The sequence below is a fragment of the Pirellulales bacterium genome (assembly GCA_019636335.1).
Taxonomy (GTDB): domain Bacteria; phylum Planctomycetota; class Planctomycetia; order Pirellulales; family JAEUIK01; genus JAHBXR01.
In genome coordinates this window covers 104191-122505 of the sequence record JAHBXR010000001.1, presented here as the reverse complement: position 1 = coordinate 122505, position 18315 = coordinate 104191, and the positions used below count along the sequence as shown (strand labels likewise).

At 63.6% G+C, this 18315-nt stretch carries 20 protein-coding genes; 7 read left to right on the top strand and 13 right to left on the bottom strand.

What is annotated here, in order from left to right:
• Window positions 1-97 precede the first annotated feature (97 nt).
• From KF708_00490 to KF708_00475, 4 genes are all read left to right on the top strand, one after another.
• Entirely contained in the window at window positions 98-487 is a 390-nt protein-coding gene (locus tag KF708_00490; protein MBX3411164.1) for a BlaI/MecI/CopY family transcriptional regulator, read from the top strand.
• Between the two features lie 50 nt (window positions 488-537).
• The gene (locus KF708_00485) at window positions 538-1533 is read left to right on the top strand and encodes a M56 family metallopeptidase (protein ID MBX3411163.1); all 996 of its coding nucleotides are present in this window, start codon (window positions 538-540) and stop codon (window positions 1531-1533) included.
• Window positions 1533-2558 carry a hypothetical protein gene (locus KF708_00480; GenBank protein MBX3411162.1) on the top strand — a complete coding sequence of 342 codons (1026 nt, stop codon included), beginning with the start codon at window positions 1533-1535 and terminating at the stop codon, window positions 2556-2558. The genes KF708_00485 and KF708_00480 overlap by 1 nt, the downstream gene beginning before the upstream one ends.
• 182 nt (window positions 2559-2740) lie before the next feature.
• The gene (locus KF708_00475; GenBank protein MBX3411161.1) at window positions 2741-3595 is read left to right on the top strand and encodes a hypothetical protein; all 855 of its coding nucleotides are present in this window, start codon (window positions 2741-2743) and stop codon (window positions 3593-3595) included.
• Window positions 3596-3654: 59 nt separating this feature from the next.
• Here KF708_00475 and KF708_00470 read toward each other — a convergent pair whose 3' ends face one another.
• The 5 genes from KF708_00470 to KF708_00450 all read right to left on the bottom strand — a co-directional run bounded on the left by KF708_00470 (window position 3655) and on the right by KF708_00450 (window position 7305).
• Window positions 3655-3888: a hypothetical protein gene (locus KF708_00470; protein ID MBX3411160.1), complete on the bottom strand. Its 234-nt coding sequence runs from the start codon at window positions 3886-3888 to the stop codon at window positions 3655-3657.
• Window positions 3889-3892: 4 nt separating this feature from the next.
• On the bottom strand, window positions 3893-4762 hold the full coding sequence (locus tag KF708_00465; GenBank protein ID MBX3411159.1) for an alpha/beta hydrolase: 870 nt from the start codon (window positions 4760-4762) through the stop codon (window positions 3893-3895).
• A 115-nt stretch (window positions 4763-4877) separates the two neighbouring features.
• A complete protein-coding gene (locus KF708_00460) occupies window positions 4878-5462 on the bottom strand; it encodes an HdeD family acid-resistance protein (GenBank protein ID MBX3411158.1) in 585 nt (194 codons plus the stop codon).
• A 253-nt stretch (window positions 5463-5715) separates the two neighbouring features.
• Window positions 5716-6795 carry an Mrp/NBP35 family ATP-binding protein gene (locus KF708_00455; GenBank protein ID MBX3411157.1) on the bottom strand — a complete coding sequence of 360 codons (1080 nt, stop codon included), beginning with the start codon at window positions 6793-6795 and terminating at the stop codon, window positions 5716-5718.
• Between the two features lie 21 nt (window positions 6796-6816).
• Entirely contained in the window at window positions 6817-7305 is a 489-nt protein-coding gene (locus KF708_00450) for a hypothetical protein (protein MBX3411156.1), read from the bottom strand.
• Window positions 7306-7636: 331 nt separating this feature from the next.
• Here KF708_00450 and KF708_00445 point away from each other — a divergent pair, with 331 nt between their 5' ends.
• Both KF708_00445 and KF708_00440 read left to right on the top strand, forming a co-directional pair.
• Window positions 7637-8059: a hypothetical protein gene (locus tag KF708_00445; GenBank protein MBX3411155.1), complete on the top strand. Its 423-nt coding sequence runs from the start codon at window positions 7637-7639 to the stop codon at window positions 8057-8059.
• A 212-nt stretch (window positions 8060-8271) separates the two neighbouring features.
• On the top strand, window positions 8272-8772 hold the full coding sequence (locus KF708_00440; GenBank protein ID MBX3411154.1) for a thioredoxin family protein: 501 nt from the start codon (window positions 8272-8274) through the stop codon (window positions 8770-8772).
• Between the two features lie 59 nt (window positions 8773-8831).
• Here the strand turns inward: KF708_00440 and KF708_00435 are convergent, their stop codons facing one another.
• Complete coding sequence (locus KF708_00435) at window positions 8832-9929, bottom strand: peptidase (protein MBX3411153.1); 1098 nt, start codon at window positions 9927-9929, stop codon at window positions 8832-8834.
• Between the two features lie 237 nt (window positions 9930-10166).
• Here KF708_00435 and KF708_00430 point away from each other — a divergent pair, with 237 nt between their 5' ends.
• The gene (locus KF708_00430; protein MBX3411152.1) at window positions 10167-10817 is read left to right on the top strand and encodes a hypothetical protein; all 651 of its coding nucleotides are present in this window, start codon (window positions 10167-10169) and stop codon (window positions 10815-10817) included.
• Between the two features lie 13 nt (window positions 10818-10830).
• On the opposite strand, the gene KF708_00425 is transcribed toward KF708_00430, so the two are convergent.
• From KF708_00425 to KF708_00395, 7 genes are all read right to left on the bottom strand, one after another.
• Window positions 10831-13770 carry a response regulator gene (locus KF708_00425; GenBank protein MBX3411151.1) on the bottom strand — a complete coding sequence of 980 codons (2940 nt, stop codon included), beginning with the start codon at window positions 13768-13770 and terminating at the stop codon, window positions 10831-10833.
• A 112-nt stretch (window positions 13771-13882) separates the two neighbouring features.
• Entirely contained in the window at window positions 13883-14077 is a 195-nt protein-coding gene (locus tag KF708_00420; protein MBX3411150.1) for a hypothetical protein, read from the bottom strand.
• Between the two features lie 34 nt (window positions 14078-14111).
• A complete protein-coding gene (locus tag KF708_00415; GenBank protein MBX3411149.1) occupies window positions 14112-14561 on the bottom strand; it encodes a hypothetical protein in 450 nt (149 codons plus the stop codon).
• A 77-nt stretch (window positions 14562-14638) separates the two neighbouring features.
• Window positions 14639-15418 (bottom strand): signal peptidase, encoded by a 780-nt coding sequence (locus KF708_00410; protein ID MBX3411148.1) that lies wholly within the window; start codon window positions 15416-15418, stop codon window positions 14639-14641.
• Between the two features lie 220 nt (window positions 15419-15638).
• The gene (locus tag KF708_00405; GenBank protein MBX3411147.1) at window positions 15639-16805 is read right to left on the bottom strand and encodes a hypothetical protein; all 1167 of its coding nucleotides are present in this window, start codon (window positions 16803-16805) and stop codon (window positions 15639-15641) included.
• A 30-nt stretch (window positions 16806-16835) separates the two neighbouring features.
• Entirely contained in the window at window positions 16836-17471 is a 636-nt protein-coding gene (locus KF708_00400) for a DUF3299 domain-containing protein (protein MBX3411146.1), read from the bottom strand.
• 44 nt (window positions 17472-17515) lie between these two features.
• The gene (locus KF708_00395; protein MBX3411145.1) at window positions 17516-18187 is read right to left on the bottom strand and encodes a DUF3299 domain-containing protein; all 672 of its coding nucleotides are present in this window, start codon (window positions 18185-18187) and stop codon (window positions 17516-17518) included.
• Window positions 18188-18315 lie beyond the last annotated feature (128 nt).

Below are 18315 nucleotides of genomic sequence, written 5' to 3'. Positions count from 1 at the left end.
CGTGGCGTCGTATTCGCGAAAGATCGCTTGACATCATACGGCAACCGCCGTAAGATCGGGCCGCACTTACGACAGATGCCGTATGACGAGAACCGCGATGCCGCCAGATCCTCCCAGCCTGGGCGATTTTGAAGTCGCCGTGCTCCAGCTCGTGTGGCGCGAGCAGCCCTGCACGGAGCGGCGCATCTGGGACCTCGTGCGCGAGGAACGGGATGTCGCGCGCACGACCGTCTTGAAGACCATGCAGCGACTCGAGGCGAAGGGGCTCCTCGTGCGCGTCGCCGATACCAACCCCGTCACCTTCCGCGCCGCCGTGCCCGAGCAGCGGCTGATGCCGAAGCTCGTGGCACGCTTCGTCGAGCAGACCCTGGGGGGATCGACGGCGCCCCTCGTCGCCTATCTGGCCGGGCAGAGCAAGCTCTCGGCCAAAGATCTCGCGGCGCTGCGTGCCATCGCCCGCAAGCTTGAAGACGAACCCTCGGACTGATTTCACGGCCTCCGCACAAGCTTCACCGCCACCGAACAAGGGCACCTCACATGACCTTCGAAGCCATCTCGACTTGGAGCAGCGTTTGGTCGCACTGGATAGTCTCGAATGTGTGGCAGTCGACCCTGCTGACACTCCTCATTTGGGGCATGGCAGGCCTGCTGCGGCGCAGCTCTCCGTCCGTGCGTTATTGGTTGTGGCAGATCGTGGCGATCAAGCTCTTGCTGATTCCCTTCTGGACTCTCCCCCTGCCCGGCGAGTGGCTCCCCGCCTGGTGGTCCGACAAGGCCATCACCAGGGAAAGCATGTCGCAAGCTACGCTCCTAGAACCAGTCACAACCATACAACCCGCTAGCGGCGCTGGGACCTCCTCGGTCAGCAGCACACCGTCGTCGCAAACTTTGCGCATGACCGCGGATACCCTTGAAGCGGAGCGTACCATCCACTGGACAACCTGGTTAATGTTCGCTTGGCTGTTCGTGGTTGCCGCGCAGTTCCTCGTGCTGATCGTCCAGCGCGTGCGGCTCTCTCGCCTGCTCCGCGATTGCCTGCCCGCTCCGGCCGACGTGCAATCGCTCGTCGCTTCGAGTGCTGCCCGCTTGAATCTGGCACCTGTGCCCCAGGCGCTCGTCACCGAGCTCGACTGCTCCCCCTTCGTCTGCGGCATCTGGCGACCGGTGCTCGTCTTGCCGCAAGGCTTGCAGTCGATGCTCGCCGATAGCGAGCTCGAGCCGGTACTCATGCACGAGTTGGCCCACGTGCGGCGGCGAGACTTGCTCTGGAACTGGCTTCCGCAGCTCGCGCGGATGCTCTTCTTCTTTCACCCGATCGCTTATTGGGCATCGTTCCGCATTCGACTCGAAGCGGAGCTCGCCTGCGACGGGCTGGCGATGAACACCACGGGCAAGAGCGTGAGCCAGTATGCGGAACTACTCGTACGCGTCGTCAGTCGCCTTTCCGAGCCCTCCCTGCTTCGCTCGAGCTCGGTCGCCTCGGCTGGTCTTTCCGGACAATTCGCACACCGAACCAATCAGGAGGATCGATAATGACAGGCACAAAAGTCACGAGCCGTCGAAATCAAGCGTCCAGCTTCGGCGTTTGGGCCACGGCGTTCGACCAGGGAGATTCCGCTCGCCTGAGCGGTTCCTGGAAACAACGCCTGGCGCGGCTTGGCCGTTCGAGCCATCCCACGTCGCGACGCACGATCACCGCCGTGCTCTTCCTGTTATTCGGCGTGGTGGCGACGTCGCTGCTGCGATTCGACGTGGAACGCCCGGCGCGGGCCGATGAACCGCTTGGCTTAGTGGGCGTAGCGACAGAAGTTCCGGTCAAGCTCGTGGAATACCTGCCCGTCCCAACGGCACAAGAAGAACGCATTCAGCAGGCGCTCGACAAGCCGCGCGAATTCGATCTCGCTAAACAGTCGCTGAACTCGATCATCGAGTCGATCGCGGCCGACAGCGAAATCACCATTCTGCTCGACGGCGACTTCGATGGTCCCAAATCCATTGCGCCGAAGCTGAAGGCGGTTTCTCTCCGTTCGCTCTTGCGACTGCTCGAACTGCCTTATCTGGTCGACAACGATGTCCTGATGATCGGCGATCAAGGGCTGATCGATAAGACCGTAACGCGGGTCTATCCCGTGGCCGACCTGGTCAGCCCGCTTCGTCCCGCCCCCCCGGCGACTTTTGAGACGCAGCCCGCGCCGGCGCCCAAGTACGACGAATTGGTGAAACTGATCGAATCCGCGATCGGCGAAGAGGCCTGGGAAGCGAGTGGCGGCCCAGGCAGGATCGTCGTTGCCGCGACCTCGCATAGCATCGTGGTAACCAACACCTACATGGTACAAGAGCGCGTCCTTGACTTCTTGCGTACCCTGCGCGCGGCACGAGCAGCTAATGCCCCGTTGCAGCGGGCCTCGGTGTCGGGAAGCACGAGCCTCGCTCCACCAGAGATCCGCGGCGTCGGCGTCAACTCGAATGCAGGTCTAATCGGCGGGCTGAAGCTCGACCTGCCAACACCCGTGACGAAGAGCGACACGTTCACGTTCCAGGTGGGAGTGCAGCGATGACTCACAAGCGCCGAGACACATGGCCCGACCTGCGGCGCGGCCATTCCTTAGGCCCTTGGGCCACGATGTTCGACGCCAGCCCGCGCGCCATGCTCAGTACCTTGTGGAGCCACAGAATGCGATCGCTACCGTTCGCGCAGGCCGCGGCCTCACGTTCGAGTCGAGGTGCCAAAAGCCTTGCGTTGTTCGTGCTCCTCGCACTGCTGGCAACGCCGAGCCTCTACTTGGCGCAGGCCGACGAAGACGAGGCGACGCCATCGCAAACTTCCGCCACTTCGCTCGGGGCCCCCTATCGAGTTGAGCTACCAGGCGGGGCGATCGTCGAGCTCGTCGGCATCGGCTTTCATCCCTCGCAGGGCAAAGAGTGGTGGGGCGCCGATGGCACCCCCGTCGCCGCCCCCTACCACGATTTCAAAGGACGTGTCCGCGAAGACTCGATCACGCGCGAGATCGCCGTCCGCAGAGTAAAACAACCGACCGGTGATGGCACGTTTTTTTGGCAGCCGAACGGGCCCGGCTCGACCGCAGGCGGCACACCTCTGGACGCCGCCGGCAAGGCAATCCACGACCTCGACGCAGTAGCACGGGCATTTCCACCCGACTCGAAGACATTCTCCATCCTGTTCCACGTGGCCACGGCCCCTTGGAATACCGTGGAGACAACCGACGGACGTGCTCCGATGTCGACCGCCTTTCTCGATGCGAAACTGAATCGAACGGTCAGCCTGGCCTTTACCCCCGCCTCCGAACGGCAAGGGCAACTCATGCTCTCGGTGGCCCATGACCTGCTCGAGCAAGACATCCGCCTGGTGGCCGTCACGAACGATGGTCGGGAATTGAGCTCGGTGAGAACTTCCAACGTGGGGGTCAACCGCTTCTGCCAGACCACCGGCTACTTCCGCGACCTCGAGCTCGACGATGTCAAAGAGTTCAAGCTCCAATATCGCCCCTTCCAACTCTTCGAGCTTCGCAACCTCCCTCTCGAGCCAGGGATGAAGACAGAGCCTGAGTTCAATGAGATCGAGTCCGACGAATAGCAGCCGTTGAAGTAATGTCGCATCGAAGTTGTCGACGGACAGCAAGTATGCCCGTTTCTTCAGTTCACTCGCAGCACCGACTTGGGCGTGAGCGGCCCGCAGAAATTTTGGTAGCCGCGGAAGCCCTTCGATTCGATCTCGGTGGCCGGATAGACAGAACCCTTGTTGTGCCAGGCGTCGATCACCACGGCGTCGGGGCCCCAACTCGACGAGATATCCCAATCGCGGCTGCCCGAGCGGCGTCCCAGCACGACGAACGTATGGGCGAACGGCGTGCCATCGTACAGCACCATCTGGCTATTTCCGAGTTTGCACCCGTTCGATGAAGTCGAGCAACAGCGGAAAGGCCGGGGCGGCCATTTGCCCGTGGTTGTAGCCGGGCAATTCGACGAGCTCGGTCTGTGGATGCCCGACGACCTGCATCATCCGCCAGAGATAGGCGTTTTCTTCGTAACGGCCGAGCATCTCCAGCTCGCGGTCGCCCGTAATGAGCAGCAGGGGCGGAGCATCCTTGCGCACGTGAAAGAGGGGCGCCATCTCGTCGACGACCGGCTGCGTGTCGGGCAGTCCGCGCTCCTTGCGGATCGTGTAATGGGTGATCGTGTGGCCGCTGAAGGGAATCAGGCCCGCGATCCGGTTCGCGTCGATGTCGTGTGCCGCGAGCCAGCGGCGATCCAGCCCGATCATGCTGGTGAGATAACCACCGGCCGAGTGACCGCTGGCGAAGATCAGCTTTTCGGATCCGCCATACTCACCGATGTGCTTGAAGGTCCAGGCGACGGCCGCCGCGGCGTCTTCGAGATAGGCGGGAGATTTTGCTTTTGGGCTGAGCCGGTAGCCGGCCCCCACGACGGCGAGGCCTTGTTCCTTTAATGGCCCCGGCACGGCACGCGCCCCGCCCGTGAGACCCCCACCGTGAAACCAGACGACCGTGGCGAAATCCTGTTTGCCGACTGGATAGTAAACATCGAGTTGGCAGCGTTTCTGCTCATCCTCGGAAAGATCGTTCCCCTCGCGATAGGGAATGTTGAGAACGGTCTTGTACTGGAGCTGCGTCGCCGTGTCGTCGGCGATTGCCGACCGACCGATCGACCAGGCCGCCACGATCGCCACCAGCGAAGTCGCAAGGAACAGGCCAAACGAGCGTAGATTCCGCGGCAACTGCATAACCTGGCCCAAGCTCGAGGAGAGAGTGAGAACTCGCCTAGAGCATAGCCAGCCCATCGTCGCGATCCAAGAAGTCGCCGACGACGAATCCATCCAGCGACTCACGCCGGGCAGCTTACTTGCTGCTCAAGGCACTGCGCAGGCCCAGGGAGAGCATGATCCAGGCCCAGCCGTTGAAGATCAGCTCGATGCCGATGAAGAGGCCGATGACCCACAAGCCCGAGGCAGGCCACTGCTTGTAGATCATCATGCCCAACAGCAGCGAGACCGCACCGTTCAAGAGGACCCAGCCCCAACCGGCAAAGCGCTCGCTCAGGGCGAAGATGATGCGGAAGATGCCCCCCACGATCAGGAACAGGGCGATCACGAGCGTGAGGTCGATCGCGCTCTGTTCGGGCTGGTCGATGATCATGAAGCCGACCACCGTGTAGAGCACGCCCACCAGCAGGTGCAGCAGCATCCCGCCCCAGCGTCCGGCCCAGAACGAGTGGACGATTTCCGTAATACCGCCGGCCAGCAGCAGAAAGCCGAAGAGCCAGGTGGCCGCGACGGTGATCGTGGCGAGGCAGGCCCAACTGATACCCACCGTGCCGAGCACGACCATCGCCACCCCCATCGCAAACAGCCACAGCCAGCTCTTGCGCAGGGCTTCGAGTTCGGGAGTAACAGGACCGGGCTGGTGGCTCGAGACGGCGTCCATGAGAGGCTCTCTTGTCTTCAGTGAAGGTTCACAGATCGACGGAACGTCACTGGCCGCGCGCCACTCCGACGCTCGTCCATCCGGGAAGGCTAGGACAGGAATTGGCGTCTGTCAATTCGCAACAAGCGACGTACGGTCTCTCCTAGCTTCCCGTTCCTCGTCCGCACAACGCTACTATTCGCACCAATCCATCTGCGTGGCATGCGTTTCCGAACATGCGTGAAAGTTGCCCGTTGCTCGCTGAGGTCGCTCACTACAAGACCGACAAGGTCGGCAACGCCGGCTTCTCCTGCGTGCGCTTCGCCAGGTTCTTTGCCAGCCGCTGACAGATCGCCGTTAGAAACGGCGCCGTCGTTTCGTCGTCGTAGCAACCGTCGACACGGCCTTCGTCGCCGTTGATGCGAATCTGCATATTGAGGGGGACCTCGCCCAGGAAGGGAACGTTCAGTTCCTCGGCCTTCTGCTTCGCTCCGCCGTGGCCGAAGATGTCGTAGCGCTTGCCCGTATCGGGGCAGATGAAGTAGCTCATGTTCTCGACCATGCCCAGGATGTCGATATTCACCTTGCGGAACATGGTGATGGCCTTCATCGCATCGAGCAGCGCCACATCCTGCGGAGTACAGACGACGACGGCGCCGGTCAGCGGCAGCATCTGCGAGAGGGACAGCGCGATATCGCCCGTGCCGGGGGGGAGATCGATGATCAGATAGTCGAGCGGTCCCCAGTTCGTATCGCGCAGGAATTGCGTCAGGGCGCCGTGCAACATCGGGCCGCGCCACACCACCGCTTCATTGGGCGGGACGAGAAAGCCCATCGACATCACCTTGAGGCCCGAAGCCTCGATCGGCTTGATGCGGCCATCGGCCACTTCGGGTCGCTCGTTCACGCCCAAGAGGTGCGGAATGCTCGGCCCGTACACGTCGGCATCCATCAGGCCGACATTGCAGCCGGCACGCCGCAAGCCCAGGGCGATGCTCGAAGCGATCGTGCTCTTGCCGACGCCCCCCTTGCCCGAACCGACGGCGATGACGCTCTTAGCAGTGAGCCCGATCTGGCCGAGTGGCTCGGGGCGTCGCTCGTGTACGTCAAGCGCCACCTCGACCTTGCCGACGCCCGGCAGTCGCGTTTGCAACTGCTCGATCAGGTTGGCGCGCGTCTCTTGCCACAACGGCGCCGAATGCGTGGTCAGCGCGAGCGTCAACGCGACCTCGTTGCCCGCGACGCGAAGATCGCGAATCTGCTCGAGTTGTAGCGCGCTGCGGCCCGTCTCGGGATCCTGGAAATCTTCGAGCGCCGCGCGCACGGACTCGGTGGTAACGGTCGTCGAGGGCATCGTCTCAATGGCTCCGTAGTCTTAAAGTTTCGGTTCAATCTTGTGGACCGGAAGCTCGGGCATCGTGCGTGCGTCGCTCCAGGGCAACTGGGCCAGTGCGCGCTCGCGCAGCGTTTGTGCCGGCGCCGGCACGCGTGCCCGGTGTCGCTCGCCCAACTGTATCAGTTCGGCGATACGACGCGGCGACGTCACGAAATGGACAGCGCCGGCCTCGCGGGCCGTCAGTTCGATCTCTTGCAGTTCACGCTCGGCCACGGCGACCGCCAGGACACGTGGGCCCCCTCGTTCGACGTCGGCCAAGGCATCGAGCGCCGCGGCCAGCCCATCGCGCCGCAGCTCGACGACCACCACCGTGGCCCAGGGGGTGGCGGCGATCGCCGCGGCCAGTTCGTCGGGATGCCGAAGCTCGACGACATTGGACTCGCCTACCGCCGCATCGCGTCGCAGGGCTGCCGACCATTTGCCGGCGCGCTCGCAGATGATCCAGTGCAGCTTCGGTGATGTGCGCACGCTTTACGCTCGGTTGGCCATGATCTCGTCGTCCCCGGCGCCCCCTTGCTGGCCATCCTAGAACCTTGCCCCAGGCAGTGGCAAGGAGTACACCGCTGCGCCATGGGCGAAGTGGCCCGATTTCCCGCGAATTCTGGCAGATCGTCGCTCGCCATGCTGGCCCGACCACAGCAGCCCCCCCCACGACACAGCGTCTGGGAGCAGAGCTCGACCGCACCTTGCGATAACGGCGTGAGTTCTCTACGGTGACGGAGGCGCCGCGCGAGAGGTACACGAAATGGCCAGCGCAACAGGCTTGTTCCCCGTTACTTTCAGACCCGAGTGATTGCCCATGCCGGGAGTGTTCGACCGAGACGGTCTCCATTTCCAATATCCCGAGAATTGGAGCGTCGAGGAGGATGACGCGGCCGAGGGGGCGCGCACGGTTTCCGTCAACAGTCCCACGGGGGCCTTCTGGCAGATCTCGATCTACCCGCGGGGCGAAAACCCCCAGCGTCTGCTCGACACGGCGGTGGCCGCCATGCGCGAGATCTACGACAGCCTCGAAACCGAAGAAGTTCACGAGCAGCTCGGCGGCCGCGAGACCACGGGCTATGACCTGAACTTTTACTGTCTCGATCTGACGAACACGGCCGTGCTGCGCTGTTGGCAAACCCCGATTGCCACTTACCTGCTCTTCTATCAGGCCGAAGATCGCGAGTATGCCAACGTCGAGGCGGTGTTTCGCGCCATCACCACCAGCCTGCTGAAATAGCGTTTGGCGCGCCCCCCCACTTGCGTCACAAAGTAGCGGCTTCTGTCGAGGTTTTCCGGGGGCGTGGCAGAAGTTCAAGTCGGACGGACTCGGCGGGCGATAAGTCTTGCGGACCCGCGATCGGTCACCGGCGTCTTGATGATGAACCGACGTTGGCGGGCGGATCGCTGCAAGGTTTCACCACCATTTGGTTTGTGCCAGGGAAGGCCAACATGGCTCGAATTCGCGCGCTCGGCGGCATGGCGCTGCTGGCGCTCGTGCTAGCTGCCACCGGATGCTCCGGCGGGCCCCCCCCCCCCGAGCAGGTAGCTCGCCCTGCCACGATTCAGCGCGGCGAGCTCAAGTTCGTCGAAAGCTACGACCAGGGCATTCAACTTGCCCAGCAAGAAGGGAAGCCGTTGCTGCTCTTCTTCACGGCGGCCTGGTGCAATTTCTGCCACCAGTTGGCGGCCGATGCCTTCAAGCACGAACAGGTCGTGGGCTTGTCCGACCAGTTCGTGTGCGTGCTAGTCGATGCCGATTCTCAGCCCGAGATCTGCCGGCACTACCACGTACGCAGCTTTCCGACGATCCAGTTCCTTTCGCCACGCGGCGTGCCGCTGAACCGCATGACAGGAAAGCGCCCGGGCACGCAACTGGTGATGGAAATGCAGTCGGCGCTGCAAGCCACGGCCCGTCGCGCCGATCCGGCGCGCCACACCACCTTGCGTTAGGATGTCGAGTCGCACGCACGCGCCGGCGCGCCGCATCCACGCGATAGCGTCGTCCGAAGCTAGGCCAAGCGCTTGAGCCGCGTCACGCGACCCGTGGCCACCCATTCGGCCACGAAGATATTGCCATCGGCATCGAAGCAGGCATCGTGGGGATGCACGAACTTGCCGGGCTTCCACTTCGAAGGCTGGGCGCGAATCGTGCGTCCAGCATCGCTCTGGATCGCCGCGGAGTCGTCTCCCAACTGGGCCACGACCTGGTAGTTCTTGTCCAGGACCGATACCCGCGCGAACAACTCGGGAACGACCATCAACTCGCCGTGCGTGTCGACGTTCGCCGGAAGGCCATAGCCGGTGAACGTCTCGAGATACTCTCCGGCCGGCGTGAAGAGTTGCAGCGTATGATGTGCGCGATCGGTCACGACCAGCTTCGGTTCGACGCCGGGGCGGTTGTCGTACCAGAGACCGTGCGGCGTATTGAAGGTTCCACGCCCCTCGCCCGGTCCGCCGAACGAAGACTTCCAATTCCCATCGCGATCGTAGCGGTGGATGAAGAACGAGCCATATCCGTCGGCCAGCAGAAAGTCTCCGTCGGGCAGAAAAGTGAAATTCGTGGGCATGAAGCGATCGCGCCCCCAGACCTTCTTGGGCATCGTGTCTTCGTCCGCGGCGTACTTGCCCGACCTCATGGGGGCGTGCTTCTGCCAGACGACCTCTCCCCGCAGATCGAGCTTGGCGAAGGATTTGACTTGTTGATAGGCACAGACGTAGAGGAACTCCTGGCCATCTTCTTCGTGGACCTCGATGCCGTGCCCGCCACCCTGGAACTGCTGACCGAAGGAGCGGACATAGTTGCCGTCGGCGTCGAAGACGAAGATCGAAGGATGATCCGCCAGCTTCGCGTCCCCTTCATGGATCACATACAGATTGCCAGCCTTGTCGACCGCCACGTTGTGCGTCGTCTGCCAGGTGAACTCACTGGGGAGCTGCGGCCAGTCGTGCTGACACTCGTAGCGATAGTCTCCCTCGCCCACAATCACCCGGCTGTCGGTCTTGGCGGCGGTAATGACTGCCGGCGCCGCGATCGTGGCCACCGTGGCCCCTGCCGCGGTGGCGAGAAAACGACGACGCGATACGCCGCGCTGGCGATGACGAGCCATATTGCTTCCCTCTGCTCAGGAGATGATTTCCAGCCGGGCAGCACGCCTCGCTTCGCAGTTGGCGCCGCTGCCAGCGTTTTCCTCACGCTGCCGTGATACGCTCCCGGACCGCGCCGTTCAAGCCCGCGATTCGATGCTAGATTTGGGGAGCGTCGTTGACACCCTGCTCGGGCGGGCGGAAAATGCTGCCCGCCTGGCCTTGAACCCGAACCTCGCTTGACGAAAAGGATGACTCTCATGTCGCAAGCCAACGACTTCGGCGCCACTCCACCTGCCAAAGCTGGCATGGGCTCCGGGATGAAGGTCTTCCTGATTCTGCTGGCCGTGTTTGGCGGTCTGTCCGTGCTGTGCTGCGGCGGCTTCGGGCTCTTCTCCTACTTCGCGTATTCGACGGCCGTGGAGTCGCTCAGCCAGGATCCGGCGAAGATCGAAGAGGTGCGCAGCCAGATCGCCGAGATCGCGGTACCCCCCGACTTCAAGCCCGAAGTCTCCATGAACCTGAAGGTGCCTTTTACCGATCAGCACGTGCGGTTCGTCGTCTTCACCGGACCGCAAGAGCCAACGATGTTGATGCTCATGTCGATGGACTTCGCCGGGCTCGACGCCGAACAGATTCGCGCCCAGATGGAGCACCAACTCGAGCAGCAAGGTCGGCACGAGGGGAAACGTATTCACGTCGAGCAATACGAAGAACGTGAGTTCGTCATCAATGGCAAGCCGGCCAAGTTCTACTTCGGCCACGGCCTGGAAGAGGGGAGCAATCGCGAAGCCTGGCAGGTCGTCGGCTCGTTCGAAGGCAAGTCGGGACCGACCGGCCTGATCCTCATTGCCGACCAAGAGGCCATGTCTGAAGAACAGATCACGCAGTTGATCGAATCGATCAAGTAGAACTGCCCCGCGATTACTGGCTGCCAACGTCCGTGCGTGCGAGCTGTTCGCCAAGCGCCGCGAGCAGGCATTCGACTTCGTGGCGGAGATCGGCGGCAGCCTCGGCAAATCCATTGGTGGTCGATGAATCGGCCAACATTTCCAAGTGCGCGGCCGCTGCCATGGTGGCGGCCGCGCCGAAATTGCCCGCCATGCCACGCAGGCGGTGGGCGGCCAGCTTGACCCGGGGGGCGTCGGCGGTTTCCACAGCGGTGTGGATCTCGCCCATCAGTTCGGGCACGGTCGTGCGGAACAATTCGGCCAGCTCGCCGAGAAGCTGCCGATCGCCGCCGAGCCGCTGCATCGTGGCGTCCAGGTCGAGCGTCGCGTGCCCGTGCTCGCCAGAAGGGGCGTCGAGCTCGCCGTTGTCTGCCCCACTCGACTCTTGCCGCGGGTCGCGCTCGCTCAAGAGAGATTCGAGGATCGACAACAGCCGGACACGGTCGATCGGCTTGCTGACGAAACCGTCCATGCCCGCCGCATGGCAGCGATCGCGATCGTCTTTGGTGGCGCCGGCGGTCACGGCGATGATCGGCAGACGCCGCGGTGGCTCGGTCGACGGATGAGCTTCGTGTTCGCGGATACGCCGCGTTACCTCGAACCCATCGATGCCAGGAAGCTGGCAATCCATCAGCACCGCGTCGAACTTATCCCGTTCCAGGAGCTCGAGCGCGAACAATCCGTTGGAGGCGATCTCGTACGTGTAGCCCGACTGGCGCAGCAGTGCCGTGGCCACCTGTTGATTGACCTCGTTGTCTTCGACGACCAGGATTCGCCCGCGCGAACCGCTGGCGTGGCCGCGTTTCTCCTCACGCGCCGCCGTCGCAACGGGTAGCTGCGTCTGCTCCTCGATGGGGGGAAGCTCGCCTAACGACTGCACGAGCACGGCCACCAATTCGCCACGCCAGAGGGGCTTCGTCGCGCTGGCGACAAATCCGGCCGCGCGCAGCCGCCCGGGATTCGCTTGATGCCCGACCGATGTGAGCAACACCAGGCGCGTGCCGCGCACCGCCGCTTCGGCCTGCACGCGCTCGCCGAACTCGAGACCATCCATCTCGGGCATGTGCATGTCAACGATCGCCAGCCGGAACGGTTCGCCCCGCTTGGCCGCGGTGCGCAAAAGCTCCAGGGCCTCCGGCCCACTGGAGGCCAGTTGACACCGGGCTCCCAGGCTGGCCAGGTGGGCGGCCAGGATCTCGCGGTTCGTGGCGTTGTCGTCGATCGCCAACGTGGGGCACCCGCGCAGCACGCTCACGTCAGGGAGAATCTTTTCCGGCACCGCTTGCGCACGAGCAAAGCGGGCCGTAAACCAGAAGATCGACCCCTTGCCGGGCTCGCTGGTGAGACCGATGCTCCCCCCCATCAACTCGGTCAAGCGTTTGGAAATGGCCAGCCCCAGCCCGGTGCCGCCATAGCGGCGCGTCGTGCTGGCGTCGAGCTGCGTAAAGGGATCGAAGAGCGAGGCCGCGCGCTCCGCCGGAATGCCGATGCCGGTATCGGTAACCGTAAAGCGTAACTTGAGCTCGTGCTCGTCGGCGTGCTCGACGTCGGCGAACACGGCCACCTGCCCCTCGGGCGTGAACTTGATCGCGTTGTTCACCAGGTTGACCAGCACCTGACGCAACCGGGCCGCGTCGCCGCGCACGAGCGTTTCGACTCCGCGCCGCGCATCGCAGACCAGCTCGAGCCCCTTCTCCTCGGCTGGTCGTGACAGGATCACCGCCACCTCTTCGACGACGTCGGCCGCGTCGAAGTCGGCGGATTCGAGTTCGAGACGACCCGCTTCGATCTTCGAGAAATCGAGAATATCGTTAATCAGGGTGAGGAGCAGTCCGGCCGAGGTCTTGCCGATCTCGCCGTAGCGTCGTTGTTCTGCATTCAAGGGCGTGTCGAGCAGCAGGTCGACCATGCCGATCACGCCATTGAGGGGCGTACGAATCTCGTGGCTCATATTGGCCAGAAACTCGCTCTTCGCACGGCTGGCGGCCTCGGCGAGATCCTTGGCGACCTGCAGCTCCGCCTCGGTGCGGCGCCGCTCGGCCACCTCGAGGCGCAACTGGGCGTTGGCCGCCATCAGCTCTTCGGTCCGTTGTTCGACGCGATCTTCGAGCTGATCGTGCGCGGATTGCAGCCGATTGCGGCTCTCGGCCACTTGGTGGACCATGCGATCGAAGGCCGTGCTGATGCCGGCCAACTCGTCCTGCCCCGTCAGGCCGGCCGAGGCCGAGTGATCCCCCGCGGCAAATCGCTCGGCCGCCGTGACGAGTCGCTCCGCCCGTCGCGTGAGCAACACGTGAAAGCAGAGCCAGCTCAATGAAGCGGCCGAGACGAGAAACGCGCCAAACTGTGCCGTATGCAGGCGCACCTGGCGGCGTTCGGCCTCGAAGGCGTCGCGCAGATTGTACTGCAGGTAGAGCACGCCGATGCGTGCCGCATGGCGGTTGGGGCCAGCATCCTGCACCACGATCCTGGCCAATCCGACGGCGGAGTTCTGATCGTTGGTGAGTCCGTACTTGATCTGAGAATCTTTCTGCGTGCGCAGCGAAAGCAATTGTCGATCGGGATCGAAGTTGGCACGCCGGCCGACGTCGGCCAGGAGCTCCGAGGCGGGACGTCCCATTTCCTCGTCGTGCAGCGCCGCGATGCAGACATGCCGATCGTCGAACAGCATGACGCCTTCGATCTGCGAGTTCACGTGCAAGAGCGACAGGAGATGCCGCACCTGATCGAGCTCGTTGCGCTCGAGCGGGATTTCGAGCGCCCCCTGCAGGTAGGCCAGCGTCTCGCGCAGATCCGACAGTTCGTACTGCGCCACCTGCGACTCGGCCCAGCGCGTATTCATCGTGATGCTGAACATGCCCGCGACGAGCGCGAAGGTTAACAACACCAGAGGCACGAGAAACTTGAGCGACATGCCGCGAGTTCACTTGGAGTACGAGCGCACGAACGCGCGGCGTGGGAGTTGCCTGCCGCGCACAGGTAACAGCCAGTATAGCCGAGCCTCGCTCGACGGCAGGTAGCGCGGGTCAACTGCCGAACAGGGCGAGCCCGATCAGGAAGGCGATCCACACGGCCAGCAAGACGAGCGAAGCGACAAGCAGGCCGCGCCGCCGGGCTGGCGGGTGGGGCTCGAAAGGGGGCGCCGGCTCGTGCGACTCCAGCGCTGCCGGGCGCGGCGGCTGCGGTCGCGCGGGGGTGCGTATCGATTTCGACTTGCTCATCCGCTTCCTGGCCTGGCCACCAGCCCGCAGGGGGTCATTCGGTCAGCTTGAACTCGAAGCCTTGCACGAGTCCCGTCTCGAAATCGAACACGTCGTCGAAATCCTCGCGGCGATCCTCGGGGGTCTTGCGCATGCGTTCGACTTCGATCAGGTTGAAGACGATCTCGCCGAAATCCCCGGTCTTGTGTACCCCCCAACTATTGAGCACGCACTTGGCCATATAGCCGAATTGCTCCAGGGCGTAGACGCGAATCGCTTCGCAGAGCTCCTGCCCGGTGAGGTGCCGTTCCGAGCCTTCGGACGATTCGTCCTCTTCTTCCTCGGCAGGGGGCGGGGCGGGGCGGGACTCGCTGGCCACGTCACGGCCCATGCCAAGCTTGCTTTGGGCGAAGGCCAACGCCTCGAAGACAAAAACATAGGCCTCGAGGCTGTAGCGTTTGTCGCGGCGAAGCAATTTGATCAGCGGGTCGGGAGACTTCGGCATGGTGGGCGAAAGAAGGCGGAATTCGTCGAGGCAGGCGGAAGCGATGATCGTAGCGGAGAATCGAGCGGGATGCCGCGCTATTTCTTGGCGAGCACGGTTAAAACATCAGAGGCGGGAATCAGCACCCGGCGGTGATCTTCGGTCTCGATGAGAAGCTGGCTGGCGAGAATCTCGTGAGCAAGGACGCGGGCACGCCCCTTGTTCGTCACGACTTCGGCCCCCACGCGGGGCAGACTCTTCTGCAACTCTTCGTAGGTGTCGTACTCGTAGCGCAGGCAGCACTTCAAACGCCCACAACGTCCCGAGATCTTCGTCGGGTCGAGCGTGGCCTTTTGCAGCTTGGCCATCTTCATCGACACCGGCGGCATCGCCGACAGATGCGTGTTGCAGCAGACCGGCTTGCCACAATCGCCGTAGTCGGCCAGCAATTTGGCCTCGTCGCGCACACCGATCTGGCGCATCTCGATGCGGGTTTGAAACTCGCCGGCCAGAGCCTTGACTAAGTCACGGAAATCGACGCGGCTTTCGGACAAGTAGTAGAACACGATACGTTCGCCGCCGAAGATGTGCTCGACGTCGACGAGGTCCATCTCGAGCGTCAATTCGGCGATCAGACGGCGGCAGGTTTCGAAGGCGCGGCGTTCTTGGGCCCGCAGACGGTATTGCTCGTTCTCGTCTTCGCCCGTCATGGCCCGCAGCACTTGCCCCCGGGGGGGATCGGCGAGTTGGGCGACCACCTCGTCGGTGGCGTCGCACAGTACCTCGCCCGTCTCCAGACCGCGATCCGTCCGGACGATGACCCGGGACGAGCGTGCGTACTCCTCGCTGCGCGTCGTGTAGACACCCAAAGTGCGCATCGAACCGGTGCGAACGACATACCTGGCCATGGGCGGCTGGAAATCCCTGATGCTATCGGGCGGCTGTGTCAGCCGCGTGCGACCCCCGCGCGGCATTCGGCCGCTGGCGAGCGTCCCTTACTTTGAAGTATAGCGGGCCGACCCGTGGTCGCAAACCCAAGCCGCATAGGGGGCTACAACGCGCAGCAGAGTTTGCGGCAGCCGGCGAGAAAAGACCTGTCTACTTCGCCCCGCCGAAGAGCGAAAGGTGCTGCTCGGCCTCGGCGACCTCGGCAGGATGCTGCCGACGCAATTCGGCCAAGGCGGCCGCGGCCTGGGGACCAGGCGCCGCCAGCAGGTACCCCACGACGGCGCGGCGCGTGCCGGGCTGCGGGTAGCCCGCCGCATCGTAGAGCGGAACGATCCGGTTCAGTGCCGACCAATCTTGCCAGCGCGCGAGCTCGACCATCGCGGCAGAGGCAAACTCCGGCCGATCCAACAGCGGACGTACCGCCTGGGCGATGCGTGTCAGCGAAATCGTGCGACCATACTCGGCATAGAACCGCAACGCGGCCAGGGCGTGACGCACGTCTCCGTCGCGCGAGTCGGGATTGGCGAGAAAACGTGTTTCCATCAACTCGAGCGCCGGCTCGCCGTCGAGCAACAACAGACCGGCCAGCATGCCGTCGAAACCCGCACGCAGATCGGCGCCCGGCTCACCGACCTTGGCGTGCAGCAGTTCGCGATTTGCAGCCATGTCCCGGAGCGCCGCGGCCAACCCCAGGACGAGTCCGTAGAAGCCCTTCCGCTCTTGCGGCACGCGATCGTCCGCTAGCCATTGTCGGACCTGCGGAAAGTCGAAGGCATCGGCGATGGCGGCCACGTCGCTAAACGGCGCATGGGCGAATTCCATCGTGGCATCGGCGGCAATACTAGGATCGGGATGCTCGAGAAACCGTACGAAGTAGCGCAAGCGTTCAGACGTGGGCGTCCGCAGGCCGGGCGCACGCGCGAAGTACGCATAGCTGGTTTCGTCGACGGGCCGCACCATCCAGTCCATTTCCTCGATGCTGGTAGCGGAGCTCGTCTTGGGCGAGCCGAAGAGGAGCACCAGGCCGCGTGCGTCTCCGATCAGCGCGGTGGGGAGACAGATTTCCTTGCCTGCGGTCGGAGCGGTCTCTCCCTTAAGAATCTTGTGAATGCGTACCCGAGCTCCGGCTTCGTCGCGCGAGACGATCTCGGCCAATAGCACGACGGCGGCCGATTCACGCTGCTGACAGAGCGTGGGAACAAGCGCCGGACAGAAGGGACAGGCGACGAGCTGCCCCCCCCAAAGGGTCGCGATAAGCCCCACAAGCAGCGTCAACCGACGGTGTCGCTTGCCGACGGAGTGAAGCGTTTCGGGCACGATCGCCTCACTGCTCAAGAGGGAACTCGACTACTCGACCGATTCGCCATCGAGGTGGTAGATCGCCAGATGTTTGTCGTCGAGCCCCTTCATCTCGCGGATCGAAAAGACCCCTTCCACCGCCACGGGGCGTACGGTGTATTGAGTCGTCTTTCCCGGCTTCATGTCGACGACGATGCAATCGTGCAGCGCCGCGCCGGGACCGAAGCAACATTCCTGATTGTCGCGCACGAGCACGAACTGCTTGATGCCGGTCTGCTGGAAGCTCGGCAGAATGTAGCCGCGGATACGGATGGGCTGGTTGTCGATGGCCAGGACCTCGGGCGTCAGCAACGACCGCTCGAAAGGCTGATCCTTCTCGAGCGCCAGCTTCACCGTGTCGAAGGTGACTTCCTTCGTCGGTCCGCGAGGCGCCGGCGGGGCGGGTTGTACGTTGGTCGACGCTGGTGTCGTAGCCGGTGCTACGGCGGGAACTACGGCGGCAGGCGAGGCCGCCGACGCCGGATTCTCGCCCGCGGGCTCGCTGGTGGCGTTCGTGGGCGCCTCGACCGCGGATTCCGTCCGTTCGGCCACGACCACGGCGGGCGACGAGGCGTCGTTGCAGCCCGCGACGACGAGCAAGAGCAGGCCAGCGAGCGATCCGAGTTGTAACGCCTGTCGTGGCATGTTGACTTCGAGGGGCGAAGTGAACGTGGTCTGCACCGGCCGTGCTACTTCACGTAGTCGGCGTCCAACTGGTAGAGCACCTCTCCCAATCCGGGGGCGCTCGTCGATTGCACGCGGAAGGTGCCCGCCACGCGAAACACACCCGTCGCGTAGACGATGCGTAACGGATCGGACAGTTTGACGTCGACCATGTCGTTCAACTTGGGCATTGCGCCACCGAAGCAACACGTGCCGTTGTCTCGCACGAGCACGAAGCGTTGGATGCCCTGGGTCTGCGCACCGGGGTAGACGTAGCCCTTGATGAACACACGTTTGCCATCGAGCGCTTTCGCAGCCGCCGGGACGGGCGTTCCCGTCGCATCGGCCTGGAGATCGGCGTACGAGATGCGTTCATAACCGGGGGGCACCTCGGTCAGGTAGTCGTAGGTAAGCCACGACCACCCTCCGGCCCACCCCAGGATCGAGAGTGCCAGGCCAATCTTGGCGATCTTCGCGCCGGTCAGCGTCTCGGAATTTCGCCGGATGCGCACGAGGGCCCAAATGCCAAAGACGATACCGGCCAGCGGAAACAGCGCGAGCGACCAATCGAGCACCGCCGCCGCCGAGCAAACGCCCAAGACCACGCTCGTCACGGCCAGGGCCGACAGGGCGCGATACTCGCCCACGTACTCGTCGTCGGCGACGAATTCTGTGTTTTCGGTTGCCAGACTCATCATGCTCAGCGTCTCGGCAGAGACGCTTCCGATTCGCTAGTTGGCAAAGGGGAAAGGACGCTCGAAGGGCCTATTGCCAGGCCCCTCGAGGCGTCCTTTCAATTCTATCGCCGGAGTGCATCGGGCGGAAG

Bases quoted from the DNA above. Each gene is read 5' to 3' on its own strand.
- KF708_00420 (MBX3411150.1), bottom strand. From the start codon at position 14,077: ATGAGCAAGTCGAAATCGATACGCACCCCCGCGCGACCGCAGCCGCCG.
- KF708_00460 (MBX3411158.1), bottom strand. From the start codon at position 5,462: ATGGACGCCGTCTCGAGCCACCAGCCCGGTCCTGTTACTCCCGAACTC.
- KF708_00410 (MBX3411148.1), bottom strand. From the start codon at position 15,418: ATGCGCACTTTGGGTGTCTACACGACGCGCAGCGAGGAGTACGCACGC.
- KF708_00400 (MBX3411146.1), bottom strand. From the start codon at position 17,471: ATGCCACGACAGGCGTTACAACTCGGATCGCTCGCTGGCCTGCTCTTG.
- KF708_00470 (MBX3411160.1), bottom strand. From the start codon at position 3,888: ATGGTGCTGTACGATGGCACGCCGTTCGCCCATACGTTCGTCGTGCTG.
- KF708_00465 (MBX3411159.1), bottom strand. From the start codon at position 4,762: ATGCAGTTGCCGCGGAATCTACGCTCGTTTGGCCTGTTCCTTGCGACT.
- KF708_00490 (MBX3411164.1), top strand. From the start codon at position 98: ATGCCGCCAGATCCTCCCAGCCTGGGCGATTTTGAAGTCGCCGTGCTC.
- KF708_00415 (MBX3411149.1), bottom strand. From the start codon at position 14,561: ATGCCGAAGTCTCCCGACCCGCTGATCAAATTGCTTCGCCGCGACAAA.
- KF708_00425 (MBX3411151.1), bottom strand. From the start codon at position 13,770: ATGTCGCTCAAGTTTCTCGTGCCTCTGGTGTTGTTAACCTTCGCGCTC.
- KF708_00455 (MBX3411157.1), bottom strand. From the start codon at position 6,795: ATGCCCTCGACGACCGTTACCACCGAGTCCGTGCGCGCGGCGCTCGAA.
- KF708_00435 (MBX3411153.1), bottom strand. From the start codon at position 9,929: ATGGCTCGTCATCGCCAGCGCGGCGTATCGCGTCGTCGTTTTCTCGCC.
- KF708_00440 (MBX3411154.1), top strand. From the start codon at position 8,272: ATGGCTCGAATTCGCGCGCTCGGCGGCATGGCGCTGCTGGCGCTCGTG.
- KF708_00480 (MBX3411162.1), top strand. From the start codon at position 1,533: ATGACAGGCACAAAAGTCACGAGCCGTCGAAATCAAGCGTCCAGCTTC.
- KF708_00395 (MBX3411145.1), bottom strand. From the start codon at position 18,187: ATGATGAGTCTGGCAACCGAAAACACAGAATTCGTCGCCGACGACGAG.
- KF708_00445 (MBX3411155.1), top strand. From the start codon at position 7,637: ATGCCGGGAGTGTTCGACCGAGACGGTCTCCATTTCCAATATCCCGAG.
- KF708_00430 (MBX3411152.1), top strand. From the start codon at position 10,167: ATGTCGCAAGCCAACGACTTCGGCGCCACTCCACCTGCCAAAGCTGGC.
- KF708_00485 (MBX3411163.1), top strand. From the start codon at position 538: ATGACCTTCGAAGCCATCTCGACTTGGAGCAGCGTTTGGTCGCACTGG.